At 34.1% G+C, this 20296-nt stretch carries 17 protein-coding genes and 1 riboswitch; of the genes, 12 read left to right on the top strand and 5 right to left on the bottom strand.

The annotated features are described in order from the left end of the window. The first annotated feature begins 50 nt into the window (after window positions 1–50). Together ACYUJ6_RS09005 and ACYUJ6_RS09000 are read left to right on the top strand one after the other, a co-directional pair. A complete protein-coding gene (locus ACYUJ6_RS09005; protein ID WP_461842467.1) occupies window positions 51–1343 on the top strand; it encodes a hemolysin family protein in 1293 nt (430 codons plus the stop codon). Window positions 1344–1683: 340 nt separating this feature from the next. After that, on the top strand, window positions 1684–2940 hold the full coding sequence (locus ACYUJ6_RS09000) for a DEAD/DEAH box helicase (protein ID WP_461842466.1): 1257 nt from the start codon (window positions 1684–1686) through the stop codon (window positions 2938–2940). Here ACYUJ6_RS09000 and ACYUJ6_RS08995 read toward each other — a convergent pair. After that, window positions 2937–4163 carry a multidrug effflux MFS transporter gene (locus ACYUJ6_RS08995; protein ID WP_461842465.1) on the bottom strand — a complete coding sequence of 409 codons (1227 nt, stop codon included), beginning with the start codon at window positions 4161–4163 and terminating at the stop codon, window positions 2937–2939. The two genes, ACYUJ6_RS09000 and ACYUJ6_RS08995, sit on opposite strands and share 4 nt — an antisense overlap. A 424-nt stretch (window positions 4164–4587) precedes the next feature. On the opposite strand from ACYUJ6_RS08995, the gene ACYUJ6_RS08990 reads away from it, so the two are divergent. Both ACYUJ6_RS08990 and ACYUJ6_RS08985 read left to right on the top strand, forming a co-directional pair. Beyond that, a complete protein-coding gene (locus ACYUJ6_RS08990) occupies window positions 4588–6027 on the top strand; it encodes an MFS transporter (protein WP_461842464.1) in 1440 nt (479 codons plus the stop codon). A gap of 150 nt (window positions 6028–6177) precedes the next feature. After that, a riboswitch (ZMP/ZTP riboswitch) is annotated at window positions 6178–6256 on the top strand. Between the two features lie 64 nt (window positions 6257–6320). Next, entirely contained in the window at window positions 6321–7493 is a 1173-nt protein-coding gene (locus ACYUJ6_RS08985; protein ID WP_461842463.1) for a phosphoribosylaminoimidazolecarboxamide formyltransferase, read from the top strand. 278 nt (window positions 7494–7771) lie between these two features. On the opposite strand, the gene ACYUJ6_RS08980 is transcribed toward ACYUJ6_RS08985, so the two are convergent. From ACYUJ6_RS08980 to ACYUJ6_RS08970, 3 genes are all read right to left on the bottom strand, one after another. After that, complete coding sequence (locus tag ACYUJ6_RS08980; RefSeq protein WP_461842462.1) at window positions 7772–7978, bottom strand: TOBE domain-containing protein; 207 nt, start codon at window positions 7976–7978, stop codon at window positions 7772–7774. A gap of 122 nt (window positions 7979–8100) precedes the next feature. Further along, a complete protein-coding gene (locus ACYUJ6_RS08975) occupies window positions 8101–9537 on the bottom strand; it encodes an MFS transporter (RefSeq protein WP_461842461.1) in 1437 nt (478 codons plus the stop codon). 66 nt (window positions 9538–9603) lie between these two features. Next, window positions 9604–10020 (bottom strand): MerR family transcriptional regulator, encoded by a 417-nt coding sequence (locus tag ACYUJ6_RS08970; protein WP_461842460.1) that lies wholly within the window; start codon window positions 10018–10020, stop codon window positions 9604–9606. A gap of 265 nt (window positions 10021–10285) precedes the next feature. Here ACYUJ6_RS08970 and ACYUJ6_RS08965 point away from each other — a divergent pair, with 265 nt between their 5' ends. The 3 genes from ACYUJ6_RS08965 (at window position 10286) to ACYUJ6_RS08955 (ending at window position 13208) form a co-directional block, all read left to right on the top strand. Next, entirely contained in the window at window positions 10286–10939 is a 654-nt protein-coding gene (locus ACYUJ6_RS08965) for a flavodoxin family protein (RefSeq protein WP_461842459.1), read from the top strand. A 183-nt stretch (window positions 10940–11122) separates the two neighbouring features. Continuing rightward, window positions 11123–11263, top strand: coding sequence for a hypothetical protein (locus tag ACYUJ6_RS08960; protein ID WP_461842458.1), 141 nt, complete (start codon window positions 11123–11125; stop codon window positions 11261–11263). A 220-nt stretch (window positions 11264–11483) separates the two neighbouring features. Then, a complete protein-coding gene (locus ACYUJ6_RS08955; protein WP_461842457.1) occupies window positions 11484–13208 on the top strand; it encodes an acyl-CoA dehydrogenase family protein in 1725 nt (574 codons plus the stop codon). An 85-nt stretch (window positions 13209–13293) separates the two neighbouring features. Here ACYUJ6_RS08955 and brnQ read toward each other — a convergent pair whose 3' ends face one another. Continuing rightward, window positions 13294–14652, bottom strand: coding sequence for a branched-chain amino acid transport system II carrier protein (gene brnQ, locus ACYUJ6_RS08950; RefSeq protein WP_461842456.1), 1359 nt, complete (start codon window positions 14650–14652; stop codon window positions 13294–13296). Window positions 14653–15075: 423 nt separating this feature from the next. On the opposite strand from brnQ, the gene ACYUJ6_RS08945 reads away from it, so the two are divergent. From ACYUJ6_RS08945 to ACYUJ6_RS08925, 5 genes are all read left to right on the top strand, one after another. Beyond that, entirely contained in the window at window positions 15076–16971 is a 1896-nt protein-coding gene (locus tag ACYUJ6_RS08945) for a sigma 54-interacting transcriptional regulator (RefSeq protein ID WP_461842455.1), read from the top strand. Between the two features lie 143 nt (window positions 16972–17114). Further along, window positions 17115–17414: a UxaA family hydrolase gene (locus tag ACYUJ6_RS08940; protein ID WP_461842454.1), complete on the top strand. Its 300-nt coding sequence runs from the start codon at window positions 17115–17117 to the stop codon at window positions 17412–17414. Beyond that, on the top strand, window positions 17414–18571 hold the full coding sequence (locus ACYUJ6_RS08935; protein ID WP_461842453.1) for a UxaA family hydrolase: 1158 nt from the start codon (window positions 17414–17416) through the stop codon (window positions 18569–18571). Before ACYUJ6_RS08940 ends, ACYUJ6_RS08935 begins: the two co-directional genes overlap by 1 nt. An 88-nt stretch (window positions 18572–18659) precedes the next feature. Further along, entirely contained in the window at window positions 18660–19616 is a 957-nt protein-coding gene (locus ACYUJ6_RS08930; protein WP_461842452.1) for a 2-keto-3-deoxygluconate permease, read from the top strand. A gap of 104 nt (window positions 19617–19720) precedes the next feature. Next, the gene (locus ACYUJ6_RS08925) at window positions 19721–19996 is read left to right on the top strand and encodes a hypothetical protein (RefSeq protein WP_461842451.1); all 276 of its coding nucleotides are present in this window, start codon (window positions 19721–19723) and stop codon (window positions 19994–19996) included. Window positions 19997–20296 lie beyond the last annotated feature (300 nt).

Genomic DNA, 20296 nt, shown 5'->3' with positions numbered 1-20296 from the left:
CCGCATCACACCATAATATATGGGTGACAGGAAAGGGAAACTGCTAAATTATGATTACTTTAATAAATATCATTGTCATATGCTTGCTTGTGTTCATGAATGCTTTTTTTGTGGCTACAGAATTTTCCATTGTAAAGGTTAGAAAATCTAGAATAGAAACATTAGTACTTGATGGAAATAAAAGTGCAAAATTTACTTTGAAAATAATACAGGATCTGAACTCATATTTATCTGCATGTCAGCTGGGGATAACTTTGGCATCTTTAGGTTTAGGGTGGGTGGGAGAACCTGCAGTTTCAGACATGCTTATGCCGCTGTTTAATTTGTTTCATGTTCCTGAAACTGTTATACACTCAGTCTGTTTTGTAATTGGATTTGCAGTTATAACCGCTGTTCATATTGTGCTAGGGGAGCTTGCACCTAAATCATTGGCAATTGTTAGTACAGAAAAAATAGCCATGTGTACGGCGCTGCCTCTTATTATATTTTATAAAGCAACTTACCCGGTAATGTGGACTTTTAATCACAGTACAGATCTTGTTTTGAAAATATTTGGGATTTCACAAGTTAATGAAAATGATGATGCTTATACGGATGAAGAAATAAAACTATTGCTTCAAGAAAGCTACAAAAATGGGCTTATAGATAAAACAGAGCTGACTTTTGTAGATAATATATTTGATTTTTCTGATAAAACTGTAAAGAATATAATGATACCACGTACTGACATGTGCTGTATTTATGTTGATGACTCTTTTGAAGAAATTGTAGCTTTTGCGCTGGAACATCAGCATACAAGATATCCAATATGCATGAACAGTAAAGATAATATTATTGGGTTCGTACACATTAAGGATTTATACAAGCAAAAAATTGAAGGCCAAATAGAAGGTGTAAAAAATATTATTCGTCAAGTTAAGTTTATTCCAACATGGATTTCCATAAGTGAGCTGCTTAAAGTGTTCAAAAAAGAAAAAACTCAGATGGCAATAATTATAGACGAATATGGAGGAACTCTTGGACTTGTGACTGTTCAAGATATTTTGGAGGAAATTGTTGGCGAAATTCAGGATGAGTTTCATGAAGAAGGCAGTGAAATCAATAAGACTGAAGATGGAAATTATATTTTAGATGGTAAAATTCTTCTTAAGGATGTAAATAATCTGCTTAAAATCAGCATTGAAAGTGAAAATATTGATACGGTAGGTGGATGGATTTATTCACAGCTGCCTTCTTATCCACAGGTTAATGACAAAATAACTTATGAAAACTATGAATTTATTGTGCTGCAGTGTGACAGGAAGAGAATAAGCAAGGTATTGATTATGGCTGTCAAAACTTAACCGGCTGCAAGGGGCTGAAGACTAAAATAACTTGCTTTATATAATAAACAATGTTATCCTTATTAAGGACTTAAATCAATAGCTAATAATGAAATACAGATCATTTAGAGAAGGTCAGAAAGTTTTAATCAGGAAACATTTCTAGTATATAGTTAATGAATATTTTGCCCTTTAAATAGTTAATCTATTTTAGGGTTTTTTACTTGTCTATAATTAAATTTTAAGACAAGCTGGAATAGTAACTAAAATAAAAAATATGCAGAAAATAATAAGCGGGACGGCCAGTTTGAGTAAATTCAATAAGGCATAAAAAATTGGCAGTTGCTTACAAAGGAGAAAAATGTTATTTCAAAAATTAAATATTATTGACCCTATTTTAAGAGCTTTAAAAAACCAGGGATATACGGGTTCTACTCCTATACAGGAACAATCTATCCCAGCTATACTTGGAGGAAATGATTTTGAGGGGTGTGCCCAGACGGGTACTGGAAAAACAGCAGCTTTTGCTGTTCCTATATTGCAACTTATTTATAATAGCCAAATAGTTCAAAAAGGATCTTCAAATATTAAGGCATTGGTTCTAGCTCCCACCAGGGAATTAGCTATGCAGATAGGAGAAAGCTTTACTTCATATGGAAAATATACAAGACTAAAGAATACTGTTATTTTTGGTGGAGTTTCACAAAAACCACAGACCGATGCATTAAAATCAGGAGTAGATATTTTAATTGCAACACCTGGCAGACTTCTTGATTTAATGCAGCAAAAATATATAAATCTACAACATATAAAGTTTTTCGTACTTGATGAGGCAGATCGAATGCTTGATATGGGACTCGGACATGATGTGAAAAGAATTATAGCAAAACTTCCTAAAGACAGACAAACCATGGTATTTTCCGCCACTATGCCCCGGAAAATTTCAAAATTAATAGATTCTATTCTAATAAAACCAGTAAAAATAGAAGTTACTCCTGTTTCATCTACTATTGACACTATTAGTCAGGCGGTATATTTTGTTGAGAAAAGAAATAAAAGGTCTTTGCTTATTCATCTGCTAAGGGATAAATCTTTTGAATCTGTTCTTGTATTTTCTCGAACAAAGCATGGTGCAAATAAAATAACGGGAGAGCTTGTTAAAGCTGGGATAAAGGCTCAAGCTATTCATGGTAATAAGTCACAAAATGCGCGGCAACTTGCATTAAGTAACTTTAAGGAAAAGAAAATAAGGGTTTTAGTAGCAACGGATATAGCTGCAAGGGGCATTGATGTAGAAAAAATATCTCATGTAATAAATTTTGATTTACCGGACGTACCAGAAACCTATGTTCATAGAATAGGACGTACTGGAAGGGCGGGATCAAAAGGAGCTGCACTTTCATTTTGTGATGAGGAAGAAAGGCAATATCTCATGGACATTGAAAAAATCATATCAAAGTCAATACGGATCATTGAAGAACATCCATATACTGTGAATAGTTCAAGTGTGGCTATAGGCACTTCAGGTGCAGTGAAAAATAGGGATATAAGGAAGAAAACATCTGGTGGTAAAAACAGCTATTCTAGAAAAAACAAAAAAGGTAACAAGATGATTTAAATAGCCTTAGATTTACTCTTTGGAGCTTGCTTGTTCAAATAAAAATAGAAAATCAAAACGGCGCTGATATCGCAAATGAGAATAAGTGCAGCCATTGGTACATAAGTGTAACTTCCACCAACACCTACCAATGGAGAAAGCAATCCGCCAATTAAGTTCATACCAAGCCCTAGTATTGCAGAAGCACTTCCAGCTGATTTTTTTTGATTCTGCATTGCCAAAGAAAAGGAAGATGTGCTTACCATACCCACCATTGACACAATAAAGAACAGTGGAACAATTACCATTAATAAATGCCTTGGTAAAAATAGGCTGGCAAATAAGGCCATACTTCCTAATCCAGCAACGGAAATACCTATTTGTAATAATAAATTTTCTCCCAATCTACTAGCTAGTCTACCTGTAATTTGGGACATTAAGACAATACCTAGACCATTAATTGCAAATACCAGACTGAAACCCTGGGAAGATAAACCAAACATATTTTGCAGTACAAAAGAAGAACCGGAAATATAACAGAACATTGCGCCCATAACTAATCCCTGTATTAAGGCATAACTGATAAAGACCCTGTCGCGAATTAAGGACTTAATTATGGTAAGCGGATGTTGAGATTCGCTTTCTGGGGAATCATCAATTGTCAATGTTTCTTTAAAACAGAGAAGTGTTACTAGAAATAAGATTGCGCCAATAACACCTAAAACAATGAAGATACCTTTCCAGGTAGTAAATTTTAAGATTATACCCCCGAAAATAGGAGATAAAACTGGGAATACACCATTTACTGCCATCAATAATGAAAAAAATCTTGTCAATTCTGTACCATCGTATAAATCCTTGGCAATTGCTCTGGAAATTACCAAGCCTGCTGAACCAGATAATCCCTGAATAAATCTTAAAACAATTAATATCCAAATTGAAGTGACAAAAGAACATAGGAATGATATGACTGTAAAAATAATTAGTCCCACTACAAGGGGCTTTTTCCGCCCGTGTTTGTCACTATAAGGTCCCACTAATAATTGACCTATAGCAAGTCCAATTAAACAGGTTGTAATACTCATTTGTGTCAAGGAGGCACTGGTATGCATTTGAGCTTCAATTAACGGCAGTGATGGCAGGTACATATCCATTGAAAGCGGACCAAAGGCACTTAAAGTTCCTAATAGTATAATGAGACCCACAGGCAAACTTTTTTGATTGCTTTTTATTTTAAATATCAACTGATTTTCCTCCCGGGTAAAAGTTATAATTGATCATGAAATTCAAATTATCTGTATATACAAATAATTTGAATTATAACACCAGTTAGTTGGATATGCAAGTCTTCGAAGATACTCAAAAAGACAGACAGTTGAATTTAAATAATAAAATGTGATATAATATAAACGTAAAATAAAGAATAACAGGGTGCTGCTAACATCCTGTAAGTATAATATAATCTAGTTGCTTAAGCAACTAATATTACTATTAATTATTTAGATAAACTAGTAGCCATCCATTTGCACAGGGGGCTATTATTTTTTTGAGATTTTTTCTATAATTAACATTATCAATGGTTATCTGGAGAAGATTAAAAATATTTTTAGATCCTAAATATAACTATAAATATAACTATAAAAATTAATATACTAGAAGGTGAAAAAATTGAATAATAAAAACAACAAAACATATGACAAGAGATGGATGATTTTATTTACTGTTGTCTCAGCTACATTTATGTCAACACTTGATGGAAGTATTGTAAATGTAGCCTTGCCGGATATGTCTGCTAAATTGCATGTGGCTATGGCAGGTATAGAATGGGTTGTTACCGGATTTTTGATAACAATTTTAGCTACTATTTTGATATTCGGAAGGCTGGGTGATATAAAGGGAAAGACAAAAGTATTTAGGTTTGGAGTTGTATTATTTACTGTGGGATCACTTCTATGTGGGCTGACAAATTCACTTCCATTTTTAATAGCAGCAAGATCTATACAGGCAGTAGGTGCGGCTGCCACCATGGCAACCAACCAGGGAATTATAACTCAAGTCTTTCCAGCAAATGAGAGAGGAAGTGCACTTGGAATAATAGGAACATCCGTTGCATTAGGAGGAATGGCAGGTCCTCCATTAGGTGGATTTATTATTTCCGCCGCCAGCTGGGAATATATATTTTTGATAAACGTGCCAATAGGAATAATTGTGTTTATAATGTCTATAAAAATATTTCCAAAGTCAGATAAAGTACTTGATGAAAAACTTGATGGTAAAGGTTCATTTTTATTTATGGTATCTGTTGTATTGATGTTTGGGGCATTGGTTGAAGGACAGAGTATGGGATACAATAACCCAATTATGATTTCTTCATTTATAATTTCATTTATAGCGTTTATAATATTTATTATTGTAGAAACCAAAACAAAACTACCACTGCTTCAATTGGAGATTTTTAAAAACAGCCTGTTTTCCATAAGCATAATTTGTGGATTTATTTCTTTTGTTGCAATAAGTGCGTCCAATATAATATTGCCATTTTATTTTCAGGATACCATGAAGCTTTCTCCGGCCTCCACTGGATTGTATATGATGGTATCCCCCGTTGTATTATCTATAGTGGCTCCTTTAAGCGGACATCTATCAGACAAAATGGGCTCGGAGGTTCTTACATTGATTGGGTTGTTTTTTACAAGTCTGGGATTATTTTTTATATCCAGTTTGAGCGAAAAATCTCCATTAATTATGATAGTGATTTACATAGTGATTATGACCATAGGAAATGGAATGTTTCAATCACCTAATAATTCATTGATTATGTCTACTGTGCCGAGAAATAAGCTGGGTATTGCAGGAAGCGTTAATGCACTTGTCAGAAATTTGGGATTTGTTGTGGGAACTTCTCTTTCAACTCTTCTACTGTATAATAGAATGAGCCACAAAATGGGGTATAGGGTAATTGATTATGTAAAAGGAAAGGATAATGTATTTATGTATGGGATGAGATGGGTGTACATATGTGCTGCTGTATTGTGTTTGATGGGTGCTTTAATAACTGCATTTAGGCTATACAGCAGCAATAAGGATAAGAAATGTTACCTTGCCTGATTCTTAAAAATATTTTATTATAAACGGCAGTATAGAGCATATCTGTGGAGCTGATTTTTGTCAGAAAAATAACATTTGCTGCGGCATGGAAATTGTTCTTTCCGCTATCAAAACAAGCTATTGACAAGCCTATTGCATTATGTTAAGCTGATTTTATTATATAACTGGCGGAAGTGGAAATAACCACAGGGAATATAATTTTATTAAGTCGACCGTCTGGGCAATAACCCCGGACTGTAGGCTTTTTTTATTTGTTTCCATTATCATTTACTTTTAGAAAAGGAGTGTATTTTATGAAAGAGTTAAATTTGAAATATGGATGTAATCCAAATCAGAAACCTTCAAGAATTTTTATATCTGACGGCGAATTACCTATTAAAATTTTAAATGGAAATCCAGGGTATATTAATTTACTTGATGCGCTAAATGGATGGCAATTGGTTAAAGAATTAAAAGAATTGACAAATTTGGAATCAGCGGCATCTTTTAAACATGTCAGTCCAGCAGGGGTTGGAATAGCAACTCCCATGAACAATGATCTGAAAAGAGCTTATTTTGTTGATGATTTGCAGCTATCACCCATGGCTGCAGCATATTCTAGAGCACGGGGAGCTGACAGAATGTCTTCTTATGGAGACTTTATTGCGTTGTCAGATATATGTGATAGTGATACTGCAAATTTAATTTCCAGAGAAGTTTCTGATGGAATTATTGCTCCTGGATATGATATGGGGGCATTGAATATATTGAAAAATAAACGCAAAGGTAAATATAATATAATTGAAATGAACCCTGATTTTATTCCCAATGTGATTGAAAGAAAAGATGTATTTGGAATTACTTTTGAACAAAAAAGAAATGATATAAAAATTACTGAACAGTGCCTAGAAAATATTCCCACAAAAAACAAAAGTTTTTCAGATAAAATAAAAAGAGATCTTCTTATCTCTTTGATTATACTAAAATATACCCAGTCCAATTCTGTATGCTATGTAAAAGATGGACAAGCTATAGGCATAGGTGCCGGGCAGCAGTCGAGAATTCATTGTACACGTTTAGCAGGAAATAAAGCTAAAATATGGTTTTTGAGACAAAACCCCAGAGTTTTAAATTTACCTTTTAAAAACAATATAGGAAGACCTGAGAGAGATAATGCTATAGATGTATATTTGTCAGATGATTATTTAGATGTGTTAAAAGACGGAATTTGGGAAGAATTTTTTGTAAAAAAACCAGAACCTTTTACTAAAAAAGATAGGGAAAAGTGGTTAACAGGGTTAACCGATGTTTCTTTAGGATCCGATGCATTTTTTCCTTTTGGGGATAATATAGAATATGCCCATAAATGCGGTGTAAAGTATGTTGCTCAGCCAGGAGGTTCAATTAGAGATGATAATGTAATTAATACGTGTGATAAGTATAATATGTCAATGGCATTTACGGGAATTCGTTTATTTCACCATTAGATAGATTTTAAAATTTACCAATTAACTTATTGTTTTTAATTTTTTAAGAAATATTAAGCATATTACAATTTTAAGAGAAGATGACCAAAAAGTCTGTATAGCTATTGGAATAAATGAAAGGGTGAGAATTGCAAAGCTAATAAATGATATGGGAACTTACAGGAGTGAGCGTAGGTTCTGTAAAAAGTAAATCTACGTTCATTTCCGTGCTATAATGAAAATTACTACAGGAACATAATCCTATAGTAATTTCAAAATGAATTATATAACATATACTCTTAAGCCATCAACATTACATTTGACGCTTTAATTACTGCTGTAGCTTCAGAGCCAACCTTAAGTCCTAGACTTGCTATTGAATCCATTGTTATAATAGAGCATATTTTGTTTCCATTTCCTATGTCTATTATAACCTCACCGTTAACAGCTCCATCTTTGATTTCAATTACTTTTCCCTTTAATTGATTCCTTGCACTGAGTTTCATAGTGCTGCCTCCTTTATTTTATATTTATGAGTTTTTCTTATCATGACTTAATTATACATAAAATTCAGATAGAATTAAATCTTTATTTAATTCCACATATATCCGGCAGGCTGTAAAATAGTTTAATTAGCTGATTGAGAATTCCATTTTGGTGCCGGACCTCTCAAATATGATATAAAAGCTGCAAATAAACTGAAGAAGAAAGAAATTGTAAAAGCCATTCTAAGTCCGTTTATAAATTGGGTGGAGGCAATACTGGCTGAAGAAACATGGGAATGTACGAAAAGTGCCTGCATGGCACCAGGTGATATACTCGAGGAAATTATGGCCATTGATATAGCTATACTAAGTACCATTCCAGCATTGTTGAACATAGTTCTTACGCCTGCTGCTATTCCTCTTTTATCAGCTGGTACATTTGCCATTATAGCACTGGTATTTGGAGAAAAGAACATTCCAGATCCAATCCCTGTAATTACCATGCAGATTATTAAAGTGGACATGGAGGAAGTTGTACTTATTTTCATAAAACCAATCAAACCTAAAGCAGAAACAAAAAGACCTGCTGAACTCAATATTCTCGAACCATATTTATCACAAATCCATCCGCTTATAGGGGACATGGCCATCATGGCAATTGCAAAGGGCGATAGAAGCATACCAGCTGTAATTGGATCAATGCCCTTGTCACCTTCAAAATAAAATATGAGAAGGAAGGTTACAGCACCTCTTGCAATACCATTTAAAAGTGTACTTGCATAGGCAAAAGCAAGAAGTCTTGTCTTTAAAAGTCTCATATCCAGCATAGGATATTTTGTGTGATTTTCAATGTAGGTAAATGAACCGATAAGCAATATTGCAATTGAAAATAATATTATTACGGATTTGCTGAACCACTGTGTAAATCCTCCTATAGTAAGGGCAAGAAGTAATGAGAACAATCCAAAAGTGAAGGTAAATGTACCTCTAAAATCGAATTCCTCATGATTAGAAGTTTCTTTCATCTCTTTAAGAGATACCGCAGCCCAGATAGTTCCTATAATTCCTATAGGAATATTTATATAGAATATATTTCTCCAGCCGAAATTTATTAGAAATCCTCCAAGAATTGGACCTATAACAGCTGCTACACTTACCACCATGGAGTTTACTCCAAGTGCTTTTCCAAGTTCTCCCTTGGGGAAAGCATCTGCTATGATTGCAGTGCTGTTTGCAATCATAAAGGAGGCACCTATAGATTGTATCATCCTAAATATTAAAAGCTGAACTCCATTTAAAGATAATGCACAAAATAATGATGCTACTGTAAATAGGGCGAATCCTGAAACATATAATTTTTTCCGCCCAAACATGTCTGCTATTCTGCCAATAGAAGGTACTAAAATAGTCAGTGAAAACATATATCCCATTATTGTCCACATTATTATACCTATACCTGAATTTAGGTCTTTCATAATTACAGGCAGTGCAATCATGAGTGTACTTGCACTTAAAACAGAAAAAAGAGCCCCTATAGTTGTACACGAAAGAGCAATCCATTTATAACTTGGTTTTTTCATTTTATGTCATCCCCTATTTTATAATTGAAAATAAATTAATATCTCTAAAAACTCTATGAAAATAGATTATATATTGTATGTATTGTCATTCAATTTCTGCAATTTATTTAGCAGATCATAACATCGCTTTTTTATTCTTTCTAAAGATTTCTCTTTTTCATTTATAGAATTTATCTGTGAGCTTATACTTTCAATATATTTATGTATTTTATCAGTATTTTTATTGCTGCTGTCCTCAATCATGTCAGCTACTGAAATTTTAATCATCATTAAGTTTTTTATCTCTTTTAGAGAAAAGCCCAGACTGTTTTTTAAATCCTTAATTCTTTCGATTTTTCCTACATCTTCATCAGAATATAATCTGTAGCCGCATTCAGTTCTTTGGGGAATTACTAAACCTATATCTTCGTAATATCTGAGAGTTCTTTTTGTCAGCTTGGTTTTTAAAGCTACTTCCTCTATTTTATAATTATCATGATTCATAATATCGCCTTCTTCAATTTTAAGTCAAATATATTTTCGTAACAAAAATAAATTATACTACTTCTAGACGTTAACGTCAAGGTAATGAAATTCCATGTTTTGTAAGGTAAGCATTCATGGAAAAATTTAAATTTAACTGTCTGGTGGAATTTAAACTCAAAGATGATATTGAAAAAACTATTGACTTGGAGTTTACTATAAATGGTATACTAAATATATATTGATTTTAGATATTTACGATGATATGAAAGTGAGATGGAGTAGAATGAAAGTAATTGCAATCAATGGAGGTCCTAGGAAAACATGGAATACTGCTACTCTGCTGAAAAGCGCATTGGACGGAGCAGCGTCCCTTGGCGCTGAAACCGAGATGACTCATCTATATGATCTTTCATATAGGGGCTGTATCAGTTGCTTTTCCTGTAAGTTGGATGGAGGAAAAAGCTATGGAAAATGTGCACTGCAGGATGATCTGACACCAGTTTTTGAAAAAATTGAGAAGGCTGATGCACTGCTGATGGGGTCGCCGGTCTATCTGGGTGATGTGACAGGGGCTTTGCGTTCTTTTCTGGAACGGTTGGTGTTTCAATATCTAGTTTATGACAAAAAGCAATCTACCTTATTGAAAAAAACAATTCCAGTGGGCTTGATTTATACTATGAATGTGGATGAAGACAACATGACTCAAGCAGGATACAAACAGTATTTTCAAAGAAATCAAGACCTTATGACCCGTATTTTTGGTCCAGCGGAATCACTCTATGTAACGAATACTTTACAATTTCCCGATTATTCCAAATATGTCAATACCATATTTGATTCACAGAAGAAAACAAAAAGACACCATGAAATTTTCCCACAGGACTGCAAAAAGGCTTACGAATTGGGTAAAAGGCTGCTGCAAAACCAATCACAATAATCACCTTGCATTCTTTATAAAGGGATTCCTAGATTCAGATAGATAATTTTTATTAAATAAAAAAATATATCAAGAAAGTATTGATTAATTATTGATATGTGTTATAATAATAATTAATAAATAGTGATTATTATTTAGATTACATAAATGATTATTTAAATTTGATAAACGGAGGCATTCGTTATGAGAAATGAAAAAAATTTTAGATTAGAAGAAAGAATATATGAAGATGTTATAGATGAAAAGGAAATATTTGCAACTGAAACAGATGACCTAGTATTGAATTGTGATGGTGAACCCTGTAATTTTTCTTATAATAAATAAAGTTTCCCCCATATAATTTTAATTTAAGCAGCCTATAAGCTGCTTGTTTTTTATCAGGGATTTTATTTTTATTTTAAGTGATTTGTATAAATAATAAGATATTGTATAATTATTTATAAATAGAAAATTATGCTATTATGCAGCTGAAATTTTTTGTTTACACATTTGTTAGTTCTTTATGTATTTTATAAAAAATTATATTACGATGGGAGATGGTTTTATGAATTTTAAATTGACTGGGGAGCAGGAAGCCATTAAAAATGCTGTTCGAAAATTTGCTGAAACAAAAATTGAGCCCATAGCATTTCAATTAGATGAAAAAAATATGTTTCCGGAAGAAATCGTAAGGGAAATGGGGCAATCATCCTTTATGGGGATTCCATATCCATTAAAATATGGAGGAGCTGCCAAAGATGTATTGAGCTATATCATTGCAGTGGAAGAATTGTCCCGGGTAGATGCAGGGGTAGGTGTTATCTTATCGGCACATGTATCATTGGCATCATGGCCCATTATGGAATTCGGAACAGAAAATCAAAAAGAAAAATACCTCACTCCACTAGCTTCCGGAAAGAAAATTGGTGCATTTGGTTTGACAGAAGAAAATGCTGGCAGTGATGCTGGGGGAACAGAGACTACTGCCGTTCTAGATGGTGATTATTATATCCTCAATGGTGCTAAGGTGTTCATTACAAATGCAGGTTATGCCGATACTTATGTAATATTTGCAGTCACAACGCCGGGAATTGGAACCAAAGGTATAAGTGCTTTTATTGTGGAGAAGGGATGGAAAGGATTCACCTTTGGCACACACTATAATAAAATGGGTATTCGTTCCTCTGCTACAGCTGAGCTGCTCTTTCATGATGTGAAAGTACCTAAGGAAAACCTCCTTGGCAAAGAAGGGGAAGGTTTTAAAATTGCCATGATGACTTTGGAAGGTGGGCGTATCGGCATTGCTGCACAGGCACTTGGAATTGCCCAGGGAGCTTATGAAAAAGCACTGAATTACGCTAAGGAAAGGATTCAATTTGGCAAGCCCATTTCCAGACAGCAATCTATTGCATTTAAACTTGCTGATATGGCTACTAAAATTCGTGCAGCAAGATTCATGGTATACAGTGCAGCTGTATTGAAAGAGGAGCATGAGTCCTATGGAACTGAATCTGCCATGGCAAAGCTGTATGCTTCTGATATTTGTCTGGAAGTTGTCAATGAGGCAGTGCAAATTTATGGAGGTTCCGGATATATCAAGGGATTTGCCGTGGAACGTATGTATCGTGATGCTAAAATATGTACAATATATGAGGGCACAAATGAAATCCAAAAGCTGGTTATTTCTAATTTCATTTTAGGAAAACCTAAAAAAGCTCCTTCAGAAAATACTGCCGGCAGTACTGCTGATACAGCAGTAAAAAAATCAGCATCAAAGGCAATAACGGGAAATCGCAGGAGAGTTATTATAAAAGAGGGAACTGCAGAAGAAAAAGTACGCAAATTTTTAAGTTATCTTCACAGTGAAAACATGAAAATTGAAGGCAAGTCAGCTGTACCCCTGGGTGATAATATTGGAGAGGCGGATAGAGTGTGCAGTATAGGACTTGGACTGGCTTCCAAAGATGATCTGCCTATAATACAGGAGCTGGCCCAAAATATGGGAGCACAACTTGGCTGTTCAAGACCTTTTGCTGAAGAAAGGGAATGGCTGCCGCTGAACAGGTTTGTAGGAATATCCGGACAGAAATTCAAGGGATCCTTTTATATGGCTATAGGAATATCCGGTCAGATTCAGCATCTGGGCGGCATCCGTGATGCAAAGATCATAACTGCCATTAATATTGATGAAAATGCACCTATATTTTCAAATGCGGATTATGGTATTGTGGGTGATTTGTACGAAATTGTGCCTGTTCTTAATAGAATTTTAAAAGAAAAAGATCTGTAGAAATTGATATAAAGGAGTTGCTGCATAATTAAATAAAGAATTAATTATGCACAGCTCTTTTTTGTTATAATTTTAAAATAAAAATCTAAATGAGGCTTGTCCTTGATCTTGTGAAAAAGCAGATAACAAGTCCAAGAATAAGGCCTGTAAACATAGGCACAACCCATCCCATACCCAGGCTGAAAAATGGTACGTAATTTCCATAGAATTTCAAGATATTTTGTACAAAAGGCAGCGATTTAACTGCAGATGGCAGAGCATTCAGGCAATCGGCTACGCTTACAAAAAGAGTAAACAAGGTAGTAAGTACGTATACACACTGACGGTTTTTGAAAAACTGGGACAGTAAACCAAGTATAATTAATGCAATGGCCAATGGATACAAGAACATTAAAACGGGAATTGAAAGTAGAATTATCTGAGTCAATCCAACGTTAGCCACGAGACAAGCTATAAGTGTAAAAATAATTACATAACCTCTGTAGCTAAAACTCCTTGGAAACAATCCATAAAATGTTTCAGAACAAGCAGTTATAAGGCCAATTGCAGTTTTTAAGCAGGCTACTGTTACGATTAATGCAAGCAAAATGCTGCCCCAGGAGTTGAAATAATATCTGGCTACTTGAGCCAGTGCGATTCCTCCATTTTCAGAAACAGGGAATTTCCCCACGCTTGTAGCGCCTACATAAGCTAAACATCCATAAATCAGCCCCATGAGTAAAATAGTTACTGCACCTGATTTAATAGTTCCTACTGCAATTCCTTTGGCACTTGTGACTCCAAGGTCTCTTAATGTTCTTACAACTATAATTCCAAAAGCCAGGGAAGCTAGTGCATCCATAGTATTATAACCTTCCGAAAATCCTTTAAAAAAAGGAGTATTGGTATAGGCATCAACAATTTTTGCACTAGATGCAGTTCCCATAGGATGAGCAATACTTGTTATTATTAAAATAGCAAGAAATATTAAAAAAAGCGGATTTAGAACTTTTCCCACCCAGGTGAGAATTTCACTTGGCTTTAAGGAAAAAAACAGTGCTGCAAGAAAAAAAACAGCGGTAAACAGAGCAAGCCCCAATTTACCATATTGACCTGGAATAAAAGGAGCAAGTCCAATTTCATAAGAAACTGTTCCAGTTCTAGGTAATGCAAAGAATGGTCCGATTGTCAAATAGAGCAGCAGTGTCATTGCATAACCATAAAAAGGATGAACCCTGCTTGCCAGATCGAATAGACCTGTACTTCTAGAAACACCAATGGCAACAACACCTAAAAAGGGAAGACCAATAGCTGTTATGAGAAATCCAATTGTTGCAGCAGATACGTGTGCACCTGCCTCCTGCCCCATATGTACTGGAAATATCAAATTTCCTGCCCCAAAAAACAGTCCGAACAACATAGATCCAACTACTATGTACGACGACAAAGATAATCGTTTATCCAAATAAATCAGCCCCCAACTATAAATTAATAATTTCATAAATTCTTTTATTATAAATAAAAAAATTTATTTATCTTTAATATTATCATAATCATTACATATTACACCTAATTGCCATATAGTTTTTTATTTTCAGAAAAGGTTTATCAGTATTTAAAATTGAGTAAAAAATATTTTAAACTGTCAATAATTAATTTATACTTATTGTGAGATATGTAATATCTGTTTTCACCTTCCATTATAATTACAGGGTACAGTGCAAAAACAATCAAAAATATCCTGGATAAAAAATAATTATGAAAAAACTGTATAGCAGCCTGCAGCTTGAATATACTAAGAAGTAAAATTTTACATTGCAAGTTTAGGTATAAAACAGGATAATTAATTATAAAATAGTATTTTATAATTTTACTGAAGGAGATAATGATGAAAGATATAGCATTTATAGCTCCATTTAAAAATTTAGCTGATTTGGCGGAGCAAGTGATTAAAATAAAAGAATATAATAATATAGAAATTGTAGTTGGTGGATTAAGTGCAGGGGTAATTGCCGCTAAAAAGGCAGTACAAGATGGGGCAAGTGTAATTATATCCAGGGGTGGAACATACACTATGATAAAGGATGTTGTAGATATACCCGTAGTTGAACTCAGCATAAGCTCATTTGATATTTTAAGAGGGTTCAGGGATTTATTTAATTATAAAGGTAAAATTGGTGCGGCTGGATATAAAAATATAATATACAGGTGTGAAATAATAGGGGATCTTTTAGATCTGGATATAGTTAAGATTGAAATCCATGATGAAAAAAAATCTGAAGAATTATTAAAGCCATATGTTGATGAGGGTATAAGCATATTTGTAGGTGACACTGTAGGCACCTATGCGGCCAATAAGTTAAATTGTAAAAATTATATAATAGAATCCGGAAGAGAATCCATTATAGATGCAATGAGAGAATCCAGAAGAATATTCAAGGGCATACAACTTGAAAAACAAAAAGCAGAAAGGTTTAAAACTATAATGGATTTTGTCCATGATGGAATAATATCTGTAGATAATGAAGAAAAAATTACTATATTCAATTCTACAGCTGAGAGAATATTTGATATTTCAAAAGAAGAGGCAATTGGAAAAAGAATTGAAGATGTAGTCAAAAATACGAAATTGGATGAAGTATTAAAAACAGGATGTGTGCAATTGGGGGAAATTCAAAATGTGAATAATTGCAGAATAGCAACTAACAGGGTGCCCTTTATTGTGGATAATAAGATAAATGGAGTAGTGGCAACATTTCAGGATATTACTAAATTACAGGAGTTAGAGCAGAAAATAAGAATTAAACTCCAGAAAAAAGGTTTTACAGCTAAGTACAATTTTAAGGACATAATATATAGAAGCGGTAAAATGAAAGAATGTATTAAAAAAGCTGAAATATATAGCCACTATGATTCTCCGGTTTTGATTTTAGGTAAATCGGGAGTTGGAAAAGAACTATTTGCCCAAAGTATTCATAACAGCAGTAATAGAAAAGATATGCCTTTTGTAGCTATAAATTGTGCAGCCCTGCCGGAGAATCTCATAGAAAGCGAACTTTTTGGATATGTGGAAGGAGCATTTACAAGTGCGGCAAAAGGTGGTAAGGCAGGTGTGTTTGAACTCGCTCATAGAGGTACAATATTTTTAGATGAAATAGGGGAAATGCCACTTGATGTGCAGACCAGATTGCTCAGGGTTATTCAGGAAAAACAGGTTATGAGAATAGGGGACGACAAGTTAATACCTATAGATGTCAGAATAATATCTGCTACAAATAAAAAATTAAAGGATATGGTAAGTGTGGGGAAATTTAGAGAAGATTTATATTACAGAATTAATATACTTTCATTTTTGGTACCTGAATTGAATGATAGAAATGAGGATATAATTGAGCTTTCAAAATTTTTTATAAATAAATACTCTGTAAAATACAATAAAAAGATTGAACACATATCAGATGAGGCTGGAGATTACTTAAATAGTTATTATTATAAGGGAAACGTCAGAGAACTTCAGGGTATTATAGAAAGAGCAGTAGTTCTTTGCAATGGTAATGCATTGAGGTTAGAGGATGTGCAATTATTAGAGGAAACTGAAAGAGAGGATATAAAAAATAAAAAAGACATCGGTTCAAATAAGATAAAGTTTAAAAATTTAAGGCAGGTTGAAGATGAATACATAAAACAGGTCATGGATTATTGTGATGGCAGTGTAGGTAAGGCGTCAAAAATATTAAAGATCAGCAGAACAACTTTGTGGAGGAAAATGAACGATGATGCATAATGCATCATCGTTCATTTTTGAAACGTAATTTTGTTCCACTATGAAACTGATGATTGTTATATATACCTATTGTGTAGTAAATAAATTTGGCATGATACTTGCTACATAGTATAAATGAAAAAATTATAGAGGGAGGAATACACATGCTAAAATTTGCGGTTATAGCAAATGAAAATGATAATGTAGCTACTGCAGTAAAAAATTTAAAAAAAGGTGAAAAGGTATTAATTGATGTATTTGGCAAAGAAATTCAGATAGTACTCAATGAAGATATTCCCTTCGGCCATAAGTTTGCTGTAAAGGATATATCCAAGGGTGGAGAAATAATAAAGTATAAGGAGTCTATAGGACAAGCTACTCAAGATATAAAGTCTGGAGATTATGTTCATGTGCATAATGTTGTAAGTGAAAGAGGACGTGGAGACTTGGAGGTGTCTAAATAATGAAACTTTATGGATACAGAAGAGAAAATGGACAAGTAGGTATAAGAAATCACATATTAATACTTCCTGCATCAGTTTGTGCCAGTGAGGTTGCAGCAGGAATTGCAAGTCATGTAAATGGTGCCATAGCAATACCAAATCAGCATGGATGCTGTCAAGTTGGTGCCGATATGGATCTTACAATAGCCACATTGAAATCACTGGGGAAAAATCCTAATGTAGCAGCAGTGCTTGTAGTTGGGCTGGGATGTGAAGGAGTTCCAACAAAAGAAGTTGCAAAAGATATAGCATCTACAGGTAAAAAAGTTGACTATTTAATAATACAAGAATGCGGCGGAACCATAAACACAGTTACAAAAGGTACTAGAATTGCAGCTGCCATGGCCAGAGAAGCAGCTGAGATTAAAAAAGAGGAAATAGATATATCAGAAATAACTCTGGCAATTGAATGTGGTGGATCTGATACTACATCAGGGCTTGCTGCAAACCCCGCAGTGGGATATGCATCAGATAAATTGGTTTCACTAAATGGTACATCCATATTTTCAGAAACTACAGAATTCATAGGAGCTGAACATATACTGGCCAAGAGAGCTGTCAACAAGGAAATAGGAAACAAGATATTGGAAATAGTTTCTAATTGTGAGAAGAAAGCCAATACAATGGGAGTTGACATGAGAGGTGGACAGCCTACTCCGGGTAATATTCAAGGTGGCTTGACAACAATAGAGGAAAAATCTTTAGGGTGTATATATAAAGGTGGAACTGCGCCCATAAAGGGAGTATTGAATTATGCAGAAGCACCAAAAAGTAAAGGATTATATGTTATGGATACGCCAGGACAGGACATTGAATCTATGACCGGCATGGTAAGCGGCGGTGCCCAGCTGGTTGTATTTACTACAGGGAGGGGAACTCCTACTGGAAATCCTATTGCACCGGTAATAAAAGTAACGGGTAATCCGGAAACATTTAAAAATATGCGTGATAATATGGATATAAATGCAGGAACTATAATTGAAGGATCCAAAACTGTTAAACAGGTAGGGGAAGATATTTTTGCTGAAATGCTTCAGGTAATAAATGGCAGAAAAACCAGAGCAGAATCACTTAATCACAGAGAATTTGGCATATTGAAACTTATATCAACATTCTAAACCAAATATATATTAACGACGTTAAATTATTATTGATAAGGGAAAGGGTATAATGAATATATATTATATTCATTATATAAGGTGATATATGCAAATAAAAAAAACAATTGATAAAGTACCAGGAGGAATAATGGTAATACCTCTATTGCTGGGGGCGGTCATTAATACGTTTTTCCCGCAGCTGTTGACCATCGGTGGATTTACCACTGCAATGTTTAAACAGGGATCTCTGCCAATTTTAGGAGTGTTTATGTTTTGCATGGGTTCTCAAATGAGCTTGAAAGTGGCGCCGAAATCCTTTAAAAAAGGTGCTGTTCTAACAGTAGCCAAATGTGGAATTGGTACAATTATAGGATTAGCTGTAGGAAAGATATTTGGAGCTGCTGGAATCTGGGGATTGACACCACTGGCAATTATAGCTGCAATGACCAATACAAACAGCGGGCTTTTTGTGGCGCTGACAGAACAGTATGGAGATGAAAGCGATGTAGGTGCTGTGGCTGTACTTTCATTAAATAATGGACCATTCTTTACTATGTTAGTTTTGGGTGCTTCAGGTTTGGTTGCTGTACCGATTACAGCTTTCCTGGCTGTTTTGGCTCCTATAGTTTTGGGAATGATTTTGGGAAGTTTGGATGAAGAAATTCGTAAATTTCTGGCTTCCGGACAAAAATTACTTATACCTTTCTTTGCTTTTCCACTGGGAGCAGGAATGAATTTAACAAGTATAGTAAAAGCAGGATTGCCAGGAGTATTATTGGGAGTGCTAACAGCTGTATTAACAGGCTTTGGAGGGTATTTTGCCCTTAAGGCAATTGGAGAAAAGAGACCTATTGCAGCTTTTGCCAATGGTTCTACAGGAGGCAACTCCGTAGGGACTCCGGTAGCTATAGCTGCTGTGGACAAATCCTTAGCTCCCATATTGGGGGCAGCCACGGCGCAAATAGCAGCATCTTGTATTATAAGTGCATTTTTGTGCCCGGTCATAATGGTTCTTATGAATAAACATTTAGAGAAAAAGAAAATGGCCGAGTTGGCAGCATAGAGGAAAATTTAGATAATATAAAAAATAATAAGGCTTAAACAGTAACAGGAAGGTTTAAGCCTTATTGTTGTTTGTGAAGTTTATGTAAGAAGTTTTCATGCAGAATGTTAGTATATCATGGTTCTAAAATGTTCACAATATATGAAGGAACAAATGAAGTTCAAAAGCTGGTTATTTTAAATTCCATTTTGGGAAAATATAAAAATGTATTTAATATGAAATTCATTTCTTTAAGAGAAAAAAGGAATAAAGATGTGTGTAAAACTTTTAAGATAGATGAAGCAAAAAAAATAGATTATTTCCCCAAAGATGATATTGTAACGGATTTCCTAGTATCTGAGTATATAAAGAAAAGTATTGTAAACATAATTAATAATTGAATATTCTATTAATAGCGAAAATTCCAACTAGTACAAAAATGGGAAATGATTTTTCCATCTATGAGAAAAGTATTTAATATAATCTTTTAATTAAATTATTTTACAGGTCAAAATTGGCATATAATATTCTTTTATTCCTGGCATGATTTTTGCTAAATTAAATTTATAGAGAAAAAAGTATGGACATCAATGTAATTGCTTACGAATGCAGTTCTATTGCTAGTATCTTTATTTAAATATTATTGGGAGGGATTGTTCTGGAAAAATTAAAGGGAAGAGTAGGGAATACTACACTCATAG

The sequence above is a fragment of the Clostridium sp. JNZ X4-2 genome (assembly GCF_054889485.1).
The sequence above is the reverse complement of the archived record's forward strand: the minus strand, read 5'-3'. Positions and strand labels throughout refer to the sequence as shown.